We start from the raw sequence: 13,343 nt of genomic DNA on the forward strand, positions 1-13,343 counted from the left end.
CCGCAACTGTATCCATACATTTCAGGCGGGGACTGTTAATTTTCCTATATTCCACCCCGAGCGCTCTGTCATGCCCCTCCGCCATGTTCTCCTTGCCCTGCTGGTCACGCTGATCTGGGGCGTCAACTTCGTCGTGATCAAGGTCGGCCTGCATGACTTCCCGCCGCTGCTGTTCTGCGCCCTGCGCTTTGCCCTGGCCGCGCTGCCGCTGATCTTCCTGCGCGGCCCGTTGCCAGCGCCGTTCTGGCGGATCGTGCAGATCGGCGTACTGCTGGGTGTGGTCAAATTTGGCCTGCTGTTCGTCGGCATGCACATCGGTATGCCCGCGGGCCTGTCTTCTCTGGTGTTGCAGAGCCAGGTGTTCTTCACCGTGCTGATCGCTGCCGTCTTCCTCGGCGAGCGGCCCAGCCCGCGCGCGCTGATCGGCCTGGCGCTGGCCGCAGGCGGTCTGCTGCTGATCGGCCTGGAGCGTCCGCTGGGTGACAGCCTGGTGGCCTTCCTGCTGGTGATCGCCGCCGCCCTGGCCTGGGCCTTTTCCAACATCGCCACCAAGCGTTCCGGCGCCAGCGACATGCTGCGTCTGATCAGCTGGGTGAGCCTGATTCCGCCGCTGCCGCTACTGCTGCTGTCGTGGATATTCGAAGGCCCCGACGCCATCGAGCACGCCGTACTCAACATCAGCTTGAGCGGGATGGGCGCGCTGCTCTACATCGCTTTCCTCGCCACCACCGTGGGCTTCGGCCTTTGGAGCTTCCTGCTGCGCCGCTATCCGGCCAGCCAGGTCACACCCTTCGCCCTGGCGGTGCCGGTGTCCGGCCTGCTGTCGGGCTGGCTGTTCCTCGGTGAAGACCTCACCACCCAGGACTGGATGGCCTGCGTGCTGGTCTTCGTTGGCCTGGCCGTGACCGTACTGCCAGCCTCGATCTGGCGCCGTCGTGCAGTGGCCAACGCACAAGGCTGATCAGAGCCTGTAACAACAGATCAATGACAGCACGCCCCCGACTCCAGGTCCTTGAGGATCGGGCAGTCCGGGCGGTGGTCGCCCTGGCAGTGGTCGCTGAGTTCCTGCAGGGTGTCGCGCAGGCTGCTGAGTTCGGCGATCTTGCGGTTGAGTTCGTCGATGTGCCGGGCGGCCAGGGCCTTCACATCGGCGCTGGCGCGCTGGCGGTCCTGCCAGAGGGCGAGCAACTGGCCGACTTCCTCCAGGGAGAAGCCGAAGTCCCGCGAGCGGCGGATGAAGGCCAGGGTGTGCAGGTCCTGCTCGCTGTAGTGGCGGTAGCCGCTGGCGCTGCGGCCGGCGGGGGCGAGCAGGCCGGTGGATTCGTAGTAGCGGATCATTTTCGCGGTCAGGCCGCTCTTCTTCGCTGCTTCGCCGATATTCATGCTGTTTCCTCTCGAACGAACGCCCCGCCGCAGCGGGGCGCGAGTGTCATTGGTGATCCTGCGGTTTCCAGCGCTTGAGCAGCAGGGCGTTGCTCACCACGCTGACGCTGGAGGCGGCCATCGCCGCGCCGGCGACCATGGGGTTGAGCAGGCCGAAGGCAGCCAGCGGGATGCCCACCAGGTTGTAGATGAAGGCCCAGAACAGGTTCTGGCGGATCTTCGCGTAGGTACGCCGGGAGATATCCAGCGCCGCCGGGACCAGGCGCGGGTCGCCGCGCATCAGGGTGATGCCGGCGGCGTGCATGGCCACGTCGGTGCCGCCGCCCATGGCGATGCCGACATCCGCTGCGGCCAGCGCCGGGGCGTCGTTGATGCCGTCGCCAACCATCGCCACGACTTTTCCTTCCTTGCGCAGCGCACCGACCACGTCCGCCTTGTCGCCGGGCAGCACTTCGGCGTGCACGTCGTCCAGGCCCAGGGCATCGGCGACGACCTTGGCGCTGCCACGGTTGTCGCCGGTGATCAGGTGGCTGGCAATGCCGCGCTCACGCAGGGCGTCGATAGCGGTTTTCGCACCCTCCTTGAGGCTGTCGCCGAAGGCGAAGAGGGCCAGCACGCGGGCCTGCGGTTCGCGCTCGATCAGCCAGGACAGGGTGCGGCCCTCGGCTTCCCATTGCACGGCGGAATCGGCCAGTGCACCGGGTTGTAGCTGTGCTTCATCGAGCATCCGCCGGTTGCCCAGGGCGAGCAGGCGGTCATCGACGCGGCCCTGGATACCTCGCCCGGTAAGCGCCTGGGTAGCTTCGGCGGCGGCCGGGTTCAGCCCGCGCTCGGCGCATTCATCCAGCACGGCCTTGGCCAGTGGATGCTCGCTGCCGCGTTGCAGGGCGCCGGCCAGTGCCAGCGCTTGGGCTTCATCTTCGGTGGCGGCGAGGTTGGTGATGCGCGGCTGGCCGGAGGTAAGGGTACCGGTCTTGTCGAAGGCCACGGCGGTCACGGCATGGGCGACTTCCAGTGCCTCGGCGTCCTTGATCAGGATGCCGTGTTTGGCCGCCACGCCGGTGCCGGCCATGATCGCGGTCGGCGTAGCCAGGCCCAAGGCGCAGGGGCAGGCGATGACCAGCACGGCCACGGCGTTGATCAGCGAGTGTTCCCAGCCGGCGCCGGCGATCAGCCAGCCGACCAGGGTGACCAGGGCGATACCGATCACCACCGGGACGAAGACGTTGCTGACCTTGTCCACCAGCTTCTGGATCGGTGCCTTGGCCGCTTGTGCGTCCTCTACCAGGCGGATGATGCGCGCCAGCACGGTCTCGCCGCCCAGCGCGGTGGTCTTCACGCGCAGCACGCCTTCGCCGTTGATGGCGCCGCCGGTGACCGGGTCGCCGACGTCCTTGGGCACCGGCAGGCTTTCGCCGGTGATCAGGGCTTCATCGGCATGGCTTTGACCGGCGAGGACTTCGCCGTCCACCGGGAAGCGCTCGCCGGGGCGCACCAGCACTTCGTCGCCCAGGCGCAATACGGCGATGGCGACGTCTTCTTCCACGCCATCACGCACACGGGTGGCGCGCTCGGGGCGCAGGGCTTCCAGCGCCCGGATAGCGGCGGCGGTCTGGCGCTTGGCGCGGCTTTCCAGGTACTTGCCGAGCAGGATCAGGGTGATGACCACGGCGCTGGCTTCGAAGTACAGGTGCGGCATCTGCCCGGGAGCTGCGGCGTACCAGAGGTACAGGCTCAGGCCGTAGCCGGCGCTGGTGCCGAGGGCGACCAGCAGGTCCATGTTGCCGCTACGGGCGCGCACGGCCTTGTAGGCGGAAACGTAGAAGCGCGCACCGATGAGGAATTGCACGGGAGTGGCGAGCAGGAACTGCGCCCAGGCCGGGAGCATCCAGTGCTGACCGAACCAGTCGCCCGCCATCGGCAGTACCAGCGGCAGAGACAGCAGGATGGCGGCGGCCAGCCACCAGCGTTCGCGTGCCAGGCGAGCCAGGGCCGGGTCGACGGTCGGCTGGTCCGATTCGATGGGGCGGGCCTTGTAGCCGGCCTTGTCGACGGCGGCGATCAGCGCTGCGGCATCCACCGCGCCGAGGAGTTCGACGTGGGCGCGCTCACTGGCCAGGTTGACGCTGGTCGAGCGCACGCCGGGAACCTTGCTCAAGGCGCGTTCGACGCGGCCGACACAGCTGGCGCAGGTCATGCCCTCGATGGCCAGTTCCAGGCTGTGGGCGGGCACCTGGTAGCCGGCCTGTTCGACGGCGGCCACCAGCGCCGGCAGTGTGTCACCGTTGGACGGCGCGGCAAGTTGCACGCGGGCCTGTTCGCTGGCGAGATTGACGCTGGCATCCTGCACGCCGGGTACTTTGCGCAGGGCGCGCTCGACCCGGCCGGCGCAGCTGGCGCAGGTCATCCCGGAAACGGGCAGGTCGAGTTCGATGGGGTTGGCGCTGCTCATGGGCTATCTCCCTGAAGTTCCCCGACAGCATCAACCTTGACACGAGGGCAAGGTCAAGCCTCCTGTGCTGTCGTCTTGCCGCAGGTCAAGCCACGTCGGGGATCAGCTGCCGCTGGACACTGGCATCAGGTAGAGGCCGCTCTCGCTGTTGGCGATGCGGAATTTGCGCACCTCACCGGAGTGCAGTTGCACCGATTGCGCGCGCAGCGGTTCGATACCGCCGTGGCAGAGCCCTGAGTTGGCGGTTTGCAGGCGCAGGGAGACTTCGCCTGGCGGCAGGTTGAGGGCGATCTCCCCCTCGGGCTGCAGGCGCGAGACTTTCTGGTCCTGCACGTAGAGGTCGATATCGCAGGCGGTGCCGGTATCCACGCGCTCGCGGCTGACGATCAGCACGGCGTAGGCCACCGGTTGCGCATCGGGCACCGGCCAGGAGCCTGGGGAAGCCGGCGTGGGCGAGTTGGGCGATGAGGGTGCAGGGGGTGTGGAGTCGGGCATGCCATCGGCGCTCGCGGCAAGGGGCAGGGCGGCGAGCAGGGCGGCGATGGGCAGAAGGGAACGGCGCATGGGCGTTCTCCGATGTGTCGGCTGTTTCCGCAGCTTGGCTGAGAGGCTGACGCAGGACAAGTCCGAAGCAGGTTCGCCGGGCGGGCCTTGACCTTGCCACGATGGCAAGGTTGACACTGCTTCCAACGATCCATCCCAACCGAGGAGACATTCCATGCATACCTTCAATGTCAAAGGCATGAGCTGCGGTCACTGTGTACGGGCGATCACTCAGGCGGTACAGGCACTTGACGCGGCGGCGGACGTGCAGGTCGACCTGGGCAGCGGCGAGGTCCGCGTTGCCAGTCGCCTGGACGATGCCGCCATTCTGTCGGCGATCCGCGAGGAAGGCTACGAAGCCGAAGCCGACTGAGGCTTCAACCCCTCCGGGCCGGCGTTCTGCCGGCCCTCATGCCACCGCGGGGTGCCAGTCGCGCACGAGGCCGCGGAATACGGCGTCGAACAGTTGCCGGGTTTCCTGCACCGGATCGAACAGCTCCGGATCGCGCAGCCAGTCGCTGAGCAGGCCGAAGATCATCGCGTGCACCGCCCGCGAGGCGATCTTGGGCGTCACGCCCGGCATCAGCCGTTCACGGCAATCTTCGCGGCTGAACAACTGTTCGCACAGCTCGATGAATTGCCGGACGAAGTGATTGTGACGCTCCTCCGCATCGCGCAGTTCGTCGGTGAACTCGCAGCGCTGCAGCAGGATGGTGAGGATGCGCCGTCTCTGTTCGTCGCGGGCGAGGTTTTCGACGACTTCCACGCTGAGCTGGAACAGCGATTCGATCGGGTCGTGGCCGTCGCAACCGGACAGGCGCTGGGCTAACTGCTCCGGCGGCAGGCGGACCTGGTTGAGCATCTCGTTGAACAGGTGCGCCTTGTTCTGGAAGTGCCAGTAGACCGCGCCACGGGTCACTCCGGCGGCGCGAGCGATCTCTTCAAGGCTGGTATGGGAGACCCCTTTCGTAAGGAAAAGGCCTTCAGCCGAGTCAAGAATCGTCTGGCGAGTTCGTTCCGAATCTTCTTTAGTTCTTCGCATGGCGCTTGCTGGTATACAGGCTAGGATCACAGGGTGACTGGCAGTTTACTGATTTTAGAGCGCTAACAGTGCCTTACAGACATAAGCGTAGGTAACCGTCACCCAAGCGTCACCCCTGCGAAGTTTGAAGTCAGTCTTTTCCATGGAGAGGTTACATGCCGTTTGCCCGCCGTTTGCCCGTTGCGCTTGTTGTCGTTGGGTTGCCAGTACTGTTCGCCGCCTGGGTGCAGGCAGAGGACAAAACTGCTGCGGCGGCGCCACCTCCCCCGGCAGTGACCATTGAAGTAGCCAAGAGCGCCCCCGTCCCGCTGACCTTCGAATACGCCGCGCGAACCGCCGGTTACCGCGAGGTGGAAGTGCGCGCCCAGGTCAGTGGCATCCTGCAGCGGCGCACCTACGAGGAAGGTCGTCCGGTAAAGGAAGGCCAGGTTCTGTTCCGCATCGACCCGCGCCCCTATCAGGCCGCGCTGGGCCAGGCCAAGGGTTCGCTGGCACAGACGCAGGCGCGCTACCGGCAGACCGAGCGCGACCTCAAGCGTATCCGGGAACTGCAGAAGAAGGGCTTTGCCAGCGAAAGCGAACTGGATCGCTACGTTTCCGATTTCGAACAGGCCAAGGCCGACGTCGAGGCCGCCAAGGCCAACGTCCAGGCCAAGCAGATCGACCTGAACTACACCACGGTCACCGCGCCCATCTCCGGCATGGCGAGCAAGGAGGTGCGCTCGGAGGGTAGCCTGGTCGCGGCCAGCGATCCGAACTCCAGCCTGCTGACCAAGCTCACCCAGCTCGATCCGGTGTACGTCAACTTCGCTTATCCCGACACCCAGGCCACGCAGATGAACGACGGGGTGAAGAGCGGCCGCTATATCCTGCCCAAGGATGGCAAGCTGACCGCCGAGCTGCGCTTCGGCGATGGCAGCAAGTACCCCATCGAGGGGGTCGTCGATTTCACCGACAGCTTCGTCAATACCGGTACCGGCACCGTGAATGCCCGCGCCGTAGTGCCCAACCCGCACAATCTGCTGATCCCGGGCCAGTTCGTGCGCATCCTGATCACCGGCATCACCCAGAGCAACGCCGTGACCCTGCCGGAGCGTGCTCTGGCCCAGGGCCCGCGTGGCACTTTCGTCTACGTGGTGGACAAGGACGGCTTCGCCCGCGTGCGCCAGGTAACCACCTCCAAGACCGTCAACGGACGCTGGATCATCGACGCTGGCGTGGACGACGGCGATCGGGTCATTGTCGAAGGCATTCCCAAGGTCCGCCCGGACCAGCCCGTGAAAGCCAGCGAAGCGCCAGCGCAGCAGAACGCCTCGCAACCCGCCCAGACCCAGTCCTAAGGAGCGCCCATCGTGATCTCGCGCTTCTTCATCGAACGTCCCGTGTTCGCGATGGTGATTTCCATCGTGATCCTGCTGGCCGGCCTCGTCGCCATGCGCGCGCTGCCCATCGCCCAGTACCCGGAAATCGTACCGCCGCAGGTGTCGGTTTCCGCCGCTTATCCCGGCGCCAGCTCGCAGGTGATCGCCGAGACCGTGGCGGCGCCGCTGGAGCAGGAAATCAACGGCGTCGAAGGCATGATCTACCAGCTGTCGAACTCCGACAGCAGTGGCGCCATGAGCCTGACCGTGTACTTCGAGGTCGGCACCGATCCGGACCAGGCCACCATCGACGTCAACAACAAGGTGCAGGCCGCGCTGGCCAAGCTGCCCGAGGAAGTGCGCCGCCAGGGCGTGAAGGTGGAGAAGAAATCCTCCGACATTCTCCAGGTGGTGACGCTGTTCTCGCCGGACAACTCCCGCGACCCGATCTTCATCAGCAACTACGCGCTGATCAACGTGATCGACGAGCTCAAGCGGCTCCCCGGCGTGGGTGATGTCAGCCAGTTCGGCTCCAAGGACTACTCCATGCGCATCTGGCTGCGGCCGGACAAGCTGGCGCAGTACAACATGACACCGACCGACGTGGTGAATGCGATCCGCGAGCAGAACTCGCAGTTCGCCGCCGGCAGCTTTGGCCAGCAGCCGATGAAGGAGAAGCAGGACTTCACCTACATGGCCACGGCCCAGGGCCGCTTCACCGATCCCAAGGAGTTCGAGAACGTCATCCTGCGCAGCGACCAGACCGGCGCCAGCCTGCTGCTCAAGGACGTCGCCCGGGTCGAGCTGGGAGCGCAGGATTATTCCCTGGTCACCTCGCTCAATGGGCAGCAGAACGCCGCGTTCGGTATCTACCTGCAGCCGGGGGCCAACGCCCTGGACACCGCCGAGGCGGTGAAGACCACCATGGATCGGCTGTCCAAACGCTTTCCCCAGGGCATTACCTACAAGATTCCGTATGACACCACGATCTTCGTGCAGGTCTCCATCGAGGAGGTGATCCACACCTTCATCGAGGCGCTGATCCTGGTGATGGTGGTGGTCTACATCTTCCTGCAGAACATCCGCGCCACGCTGATTCCAGTGCTGGCCATCCCTGTCTCGCTGGTCGGCACCTTCGCCGGCATGTACTTGATGGGCTTCTCCATCAACCTGTTGTCGCTGTTCGGCATGGTGCTGGCCATCGGCATCGTGGTGGACGACGCCATCGTGGTGCTGGAGAACGTCGAGCGGGTCATGCGAACCGAGAAGCTCGGCCCGAAGGAAGCGGCGATCAAGGCGATGAACGAGGTGACCGGCCCCATCGTCGCCATCGTGCTCGTGCTTTGCGCGGTGTTCGTGCCGGTCGGCTTCCTGGGCGGCCTGGCTGGACAGATGTACAAGCAGTTCGCGATCACCATTGCGGTATCGGTGGTGATCTCGGGGATCGTCGCACTGACCCTGTCGCCGGCACTCTGCGCCCTGATCCTCAAGCCCGAGCACAAGGAGCCGGCCGCGCCGTTCCGCTGGTTCAACCGGGTGTTCGAACGCGCGACCAATGGCTACGGCGCCGGCGTGCAGTTCTTCCTCAAACGCGCGGTCATTGGCCTCATTCTGTTCGGCGGAATGATTGCCCTGCTGGTGATCCTGTTCGGCCGCGTGCCGGGTTCGCTGGTGCCCGATGAAGACCAGGGCTATGTGATCAACGCCTACTTCCTGCCGCCAGCGGCCTCGCTGACGCGTACCGAGAAGCTGACCGACGACGTCACGCAGCAACTGATGAAACACCCGGCGGTCGCCGACGTCGTGACCTTTGCCGGCTTCGACATCCTCACCTACGGTACTCGCAGCAATGCCGGGGTTTCCTTCGTGCCGCTCAAGGACTGGAAGGAACGCGACACGCCTGAACTGGACGCGCGCAACCTGACCCGCGAATTCATGAAGATGGGCGCCGGCCAGGAAGACGGCGTGGTGCTGTCCTTCAACCCGCCACCCATTACCGGCATGAGTACCACGGGTGGCTTCGAGGCCTATATCCAGGACCGCAGTGGCGGCACCTCGGAGCAACTGGAGGTCGTCGTGCAGAAGTTCCTCGCCGCGGCCTCGAAGCGGCCTGAGCTGGCGGGCGTGAACTCCACCTTCAACGCCAACGTGCCTCAGTACTACGTCGACCTCGACCGCACCAAGGCGCGCTCACTGGGCGTGGCCATCGACGATGTGTTCACCGCCATGCAGTCGACCTTCGGCAGCTACTACGTCAACGACTTCAGCCTGTACGGCCGCACCTGGCAGGTCACCCTGGAGTCGGAGCCGGAGTTCCGCCGCAAGCCGGATGACCTGAGCCAGGTCTTCGTGCGATCCGCCACGGGCGATCTGGTGCCGCTGACGACGCTGGTCTCGGTGAAACGCATACTGGGCCCGGACTCCTACGCGCGCTTCAACGTCTTCCCCGCCGCCAAGTTGCTCGGCGGGCCTGCACCGGGTTACAGCTCCGGCCAGGCGCTGGCGGCGATGCAGGAAGTGGCCAACGAAACGCTGGGCGAGGAGTACACCCTGGCCTGGATCGGCTCCGCGTACCAGGAACTGGCCACCCAGGGCTCGGGCAGTACCGCGTTCATCTTCGGCCTGATCCTGGTGTTCCTCATCCTGGCCGCCCAGTACGAGCGCTGGACTCTGCCGCTGGCGGTGGTCACGGCGGTGCCCTTCGCCGTGTTCGGCGCGATCCTGGCGATCTGGATCCGTGGCCTGGACAACGACGTGTACTTCCAGGTAGGCCTGGTGACGCTGATCGGTCTTGCGGCGAAGAACGCTATCCTGATCATCGAGTTCGCGGTGCTGTGCCGCGAGGAACAGGGCATGGGACCGATGGAGGCCGCGCTGGAGGCGGCCAAGCTGCGCTTCCGTCCGATCGTGATGACCTCCCTGGCCTTCATCCTGGGCTGCGTACCGCTGGCCATCAGCACCGGCGCCGGCTCTGCCAGCCGGCACTCCATCGGCACCGGGGTGATCGGCGGGATGCTCGCCGCAACCCTGCTGGCGACCTTCCTCATCCCGATGTTCTACATGCTGGTGGAATCGGCGGCGGACAAGCTCAGCGGCCGCAAGAACAAGGCCAAGCCCGCTGTCGCGGATGTGACGCACGACGTGTGAGGTTTCGCTGGCCTTGCTCCTCCATTGGGGGAGCAAGGCCAGGCGTCGTCAGGGTCTGGCTACGTACTCATCCGCCATCTGCCACAGTGGCAGATCAGTGAAGCGCTGGCGCACCGCTTCGGGTAGCGACCTTTTCAGGAGTACCAATTTGGCGAGCTCAAGGCTGTCACAGCCGGAAAAGCAACGAATCTCGTAGCGTTGTAGCAACGCCTGCTTGTTGGTGACTCCCAACAGGTGCCCTGACCAATGAAACAGAGCGATGTCCGGTTGCACCTCGAAGAAGCTGTAATTCAGGTCGATCCTGCCATAGGTGATCGCCGGATTGCCGTGGCGCGACAACCAGGGATCGAGCAGTCCCAGGGGATCGTGGCCCTTGATCTGCGGCAGTATAAACAGCGGCATGCCTGCGGCTTCGCTGCTCAGGGTCAGGCCGTTCAGGTCCAATCCCGCCAGCCTTCCGGGAAGACTGCGGTAGAACGGATCAATGCTGACCTCGTTCTGCGCCAGCTTGGCATTGCGCACGGACCACTGAGGCCAGGCCGCGGACACTGACAAGAACACTGAGATTCCGCAGATGGCCATGCCGGTTGCCAGGCGAAGCGTCGGACGCGGTAGTCGAGCCGAAGCCAGGAAGACGCAGAGTCCGGCGGCATAGGCGGGGTAGTATTGGGAGATCAGGCGGAAGTGCTCCATCCAGTCGCCGCCATTGCGTACCACCATCAGCAGGGTCGCCAGCAGCACGACCACGCCGAGCCAGCCGAGTCGCTGGTTGGTAGCGAAGCTGGCGCGCCAGGCCGCCAGCACACCGAGTATGGCGCTCGCGATGAATAACCAGGCCGTGGGCCAGGCCAGGAACTCCAGTAGATAAGGCTTGGTGTGGTACTTCCAGCAGTCACCCAGAATCAGGGAGAGTGGCAGGGACTTGGCGATGATCGAGTTGGGAACCAGTGCGTGGTAATACAGCGCTCGGAATGCTTCGGTCCCAAGGGCCAAAAGCAGGGCGGGCCACCAGCGATGCAGGACCCCGGACAGCGAGCGGGTGCCAGCGAAGTCGATGCCGACCAGGGCGATGGCGATGACCGCTGCGTCCGGGCGGGCCATGAATAGCAGCCCCGCCAGCAAAGCGGTCAGATGCGGCATCTGGCGAAGCGTGGCAATGATTGCGCCAGCGGTCAGCATCGCTACCAGAGCACTTTCCAGCCCCGCGAGGGAAAAGCCGATAGCGGCGGGTGTCAGCATGAATGCCAGGCTCAGCAATAGCGAAGCCGGTCGCGGCAGTCCGAAGGCGCGCGCCATGTGGAATAGCAGGATCGCATTCGTTGCCCCGAGCAGCAGGCAAAGCGTTTGCGAGACTGCGGGAATTTCGCTGTTGGTCAGGAATGCCACGGCCGCTAGCAGCAATGACCAGAGCAGATTGGTCTGGCCTTCCAGGAACTGGCCCTGATTCCAGACCAGTTGTCCGTGTTCCAACAGGTTGTAGGCGTACCTGTAGGTAATGTAGGCGTCGTCGATCTGCTGCTGTGGCGTCACTTTGGCCAGGAGCAGGGCCGTCAGCGCCAGAAACGGCGCAATGAGCCAATCGATGTTGAAATGGCGAGCGCGCACGAGGTTCCTCCCTGAAAAACGGGCAGAATAAGCGCCGCTCGCTCGCAAGATGCCGAACGCATAGTCGACACCGTGGATACCGGTGAAATTGCCAACTGGGTCGCCCGGCTATCCATGCATCTTTTGCCTATCCGGCAAGAACTTCGATGTCCATTTGCAGCGCCGGTTAAAATGCGCGCCATCTTCCAAATAGCGTCAGATTCCGGGCGGTGGATTGGCCGACGACTGACTCACATACAACGAGCTTCCATGAACCTCCGCATCCTCCTGATCCTCGGCGCGCTGAGCGCCTTCGGGCCCATGGCCATCGACTTCTATCTGCCCAGCTTCCCGACGTTGGCGCAGGCTTTCGGGACCGACGTCGAGCATGTACAGCTGAGCCTGTCGGCCTACTTCGCCGGCCTCGCCATTGGCCAGTTGTTGTACGGCCCGCTGGCCGACCGTATCGGGCGGCGGGTTCCGCTGCTGCTGGGGGTGAGCATCTTCACCCTGGCGTCCCTCGCCTGCGCCTTTGCGCCCAGCCTGGAATGGCTGATCGGCGCGCGCTTCGTGCAAGCGCTGGGTGGCTGTGCGGGAATGGTGATTTCGCGGGCAGTGGTGCGTGACCTGTGCGACCCGGTTGCTGCCGCCAAGGCGTTCTCGCAGTTGATGCTGGTGATGGGGCTGGCGCCGATCCTGGCGCCGCTGGGGGGAGGGCTGTTGCTGAGTCTCTCGGGCTGGCAGTCGATCTTCTACTGCCTGACGCTGTTCAGTGCCCTGGCCGGCGGCGCCATCGCGCTGTGGCTGCCCGAGACCATTCCTGCCGGTCCGCGCGCGCCGCTGCGTGGAGCGCTGAAACAGTACCGGGCGCTGTTCCGTGACCGCTCTTTCATCACCTACGCACTCACCGGCGGCGTAGCCATCGCCGGGATGTTCTCCTACATCGCCGGATCGCCCTTCATCTTCATCCAGCTGTACGGCGTGCCGGCCGAACATTACGGCTGGATCTTCGGCAGCAATGCCGCTGGTTTCATCCTGATGGCGCAGGTCAACGCGCGCTTGCTGCGTTATCGCGGCCCAGGCTTCTGGCTGCGGCGGGCGGTCTGGGTGTACTTCGCTTGCGGCCTGGGGCTGCTGGCGGTGACCCTGGCCAAGCCGGCACAACTGTGGCCGCTGTTGATTCCACTGTTCGGCTCCATCGCCAGCCTGGGCTTCCTGATGCCGAATTCCTCGGCTTGCGCGATGGCCAGCCAGGGCCGGCACGCCGGCAGTGCTTCGGCGTTGATGGGGAGCCTGCAGTTCACTGTCGCGGCCGGGGCCTCGGCGCTGGTCGGCGTGCTGCACGACGGCTCGGCGCTGCCGATGGCTCTCGTCATCACCGTTTGCGGCCTGGTGGCCGCTGTGCTCGGCTGGCTGAGCGGGCAGATCAGCGAACGCGCGGCCTGATCAGCTGGCAGCGCGCTGCTGCTGTTCCGGTAGCTGGTGTGGGGCCTTCAGGCGGGCTTCGAGGATAGCGACGAAGCTGCGTGCCTCCAGTTCGCTGCGGAAGCGCACGGCCTGCTGGTCGAGGCAGACTTCCCACGGCTGGTCTTTGCGGATGGTGGACGGACGGACGAGGATGTTCATGGTGTTCACCCCGGTGCAGTCATGTGAAAGGGACTCTCAGTGTAGTCCCCTAACCTGGCGATCAAGGGTGCGACCCGTGGTCGCCGACATGCGGGCGTTGTCGGGTTTGGCAGGCCGCCAATCCCTCGATCCAGACGCTTGCGGCCGGATGCGCGCGAGTCCGTCGGCAGCATCCTGAAAAGTCTTGAAAAGATTGGCGGCCAGC

11 protein-coding genes are annotated in these 13,343 nt (G+C 65.0%); 5 read left to right on the forward strand and 6 right to left on the reverse strand.

What is annotated here, in order from left to right:
- The first annotated feature begins 70 nt into the window (after positions 1-70).
- On the forward strand, positions 71-961 hold the full coding sequence (locus JVX91_RS09840) for an EamA family transporter (RefSeq protein WP_205339056.1): 891 nt from the start codon (positions 71-73) through the stop codon (positions 959-961).
- Between the two features lie 20 nt (positions 962-981).
- Here JVX91_RS09840 and cueR read toward each other — a convergent pair whose 3' ends face one another.
- The 3 genes from cueR to JVX91_RS09855 form a co-directional block, all read right to left on the reverse strand.
- Entirely contained in the window at positions 982-1,383 is a 402-nt protein-coding gene (gene cueR / locus JVX91_RS09845) for a Cu(I)-responsive transcriptional regulator (protein ID WP_024763041.1), read from the reverse strand.
- A 46-nt stretch (positions 1,384-1,429) separates the two neighbouring features.
- The gene (locus JVX91_RS09850; RefSeq protein ID WP_205339057.1) at positions 1,430-3,835 is read right to left on the reverse strand and encodes a heavy metal translocating P-type ATPase; all 2,406 of its coding nucleotides are present in this window, start codon (positions 3,833-3,835) and stop codon (positions 1,430-1,432) included.
- A gap of 102 nt (positions 3,836-3,937) precedes the next feature.
- Positions 3,938-4,399, reverse strand: coding sequence for a hypothetical protein (locus JVX91_RS09855; RefSeq protein WP_205339058.1), 462 nt, complete (start codon positions 4,397-4,399; stop codon positions 3,938-3,940).
- Positions 4,400-4,553: 154 nt separating this feature from the next.
- On the opposite strand from JVX91_RS09855, the gene JVX91_RS09860 reads away from it, so the two are divergent.
- Positions 4,554-4,751, forward strand: coding sequence for a cation transporter (locus tag JVX91_RS09860; protein WP_205339059.1), 198 nt, complete (start codon positions 4,554-4,556; stop codon positions 4,749-4,751).
- Positions 4,752-4,787: 36 nt separating this feature from the next.
- Here JVX91_RS09860 and JVX91_RS09865 read toward each other — a convergent pair whose 3' ends face one another.
- The gene (locus JVX91_RS09865; RefSeq protein ID WP_205339060.1) at positions 4,788-5,420 is read right to left on the reverse strand and encodes a TetR family transcriptional regulator; all 633 of its coding nucleotides are present in this window, start codon (positions 5,418-5,420) and stop codon (positions 4,788-4,790) included.
- A gap of 155 nt (positions 5,421-5,575) precedes the next feature.
- Here JVX91_RS09865 and JVX91_RS09870 point away from each other — a divergent pair, with 155 nt between their 5' ends.
- Both JVX91_RS09870 and JVX91_RS09875 read left to right on the forward strand, forming a co-directional pair.
- Positions 5,576-6,760, forward strand: a complete 1,185-nt coding sequence (locus JVX91_RS09870; RefSeq protein ID WP_205339061.1) for an efflux RND transporter periplasmic adaptor subunit — start codon at positions 5,576-5,578, stop codon at positions 6,758-6,760.
- 12 nt (positions 6,761-6,772) lie between these two features.
- Entirely contained in the window at positions 6,773-9,928 is a 3,156-nt protein-coding gene (locus JVX91_RS09875; protein WP_205339062.1) for an efflux RND transporter permease subunit, read from the forward strand.
- A 48-nt stretch (positions 9,929-9,976) separates the two neighbouring features.
- Here JVX91_RS09875 and JVX91_RS09880 read toward each other — a convergent pair whose 3' ends face one another.
- Entirely contained in the window at positions 9,977-11,533 is a 1,557-nt protein-coding gene (locus tag JVX91_RS09880) for a hypothetical protein (RefSeq protein WP_205339063.1), read from the reverse strand.
- Positions 11,534-11,782: 249 nt separating this feature from the next.
- Here JVX91_RS09880 and JVX91_RS09885 point away from each other — a divergent pair, with 249 nt between their 5' ends.
- Complete coding sequence (locus JVX91_RS09885; RefSeq protein ID WP_205339064.1) at positions 11,783-12,958, forward strand: multidrug effflux MFS transporter; 1,176 nt, start codon at positions 11,783-11,785, stop codon at positions 12,956-12,958.
- Here JVX91_RS09885 and JVX91_RS09890 read toward each other — a convergent pair whose 3' ends face one another.
- Complete coding sequence (locus tag JVX91_RS09890) at positions 12,959-13,138, reverse strand: hypothetical protein (RefSeq protein WP_205339065.1); 180 nt, start codon at positions 13,136-13,138, stop codon at positions 12,959-12,961.
- Positions 13,139-13,343: the final 205 nt, after the last annotated feature.

The sequence above is a fragment of the Pseudomonas sp. PDNC002 genome, from assembly GCF_016919445.1.
Lineage (GTDB): Bacteria > Pseudomonadota > Gammaproteobacteria > Pseudomonadales > Pseudomonadaceae > Pseudomonas.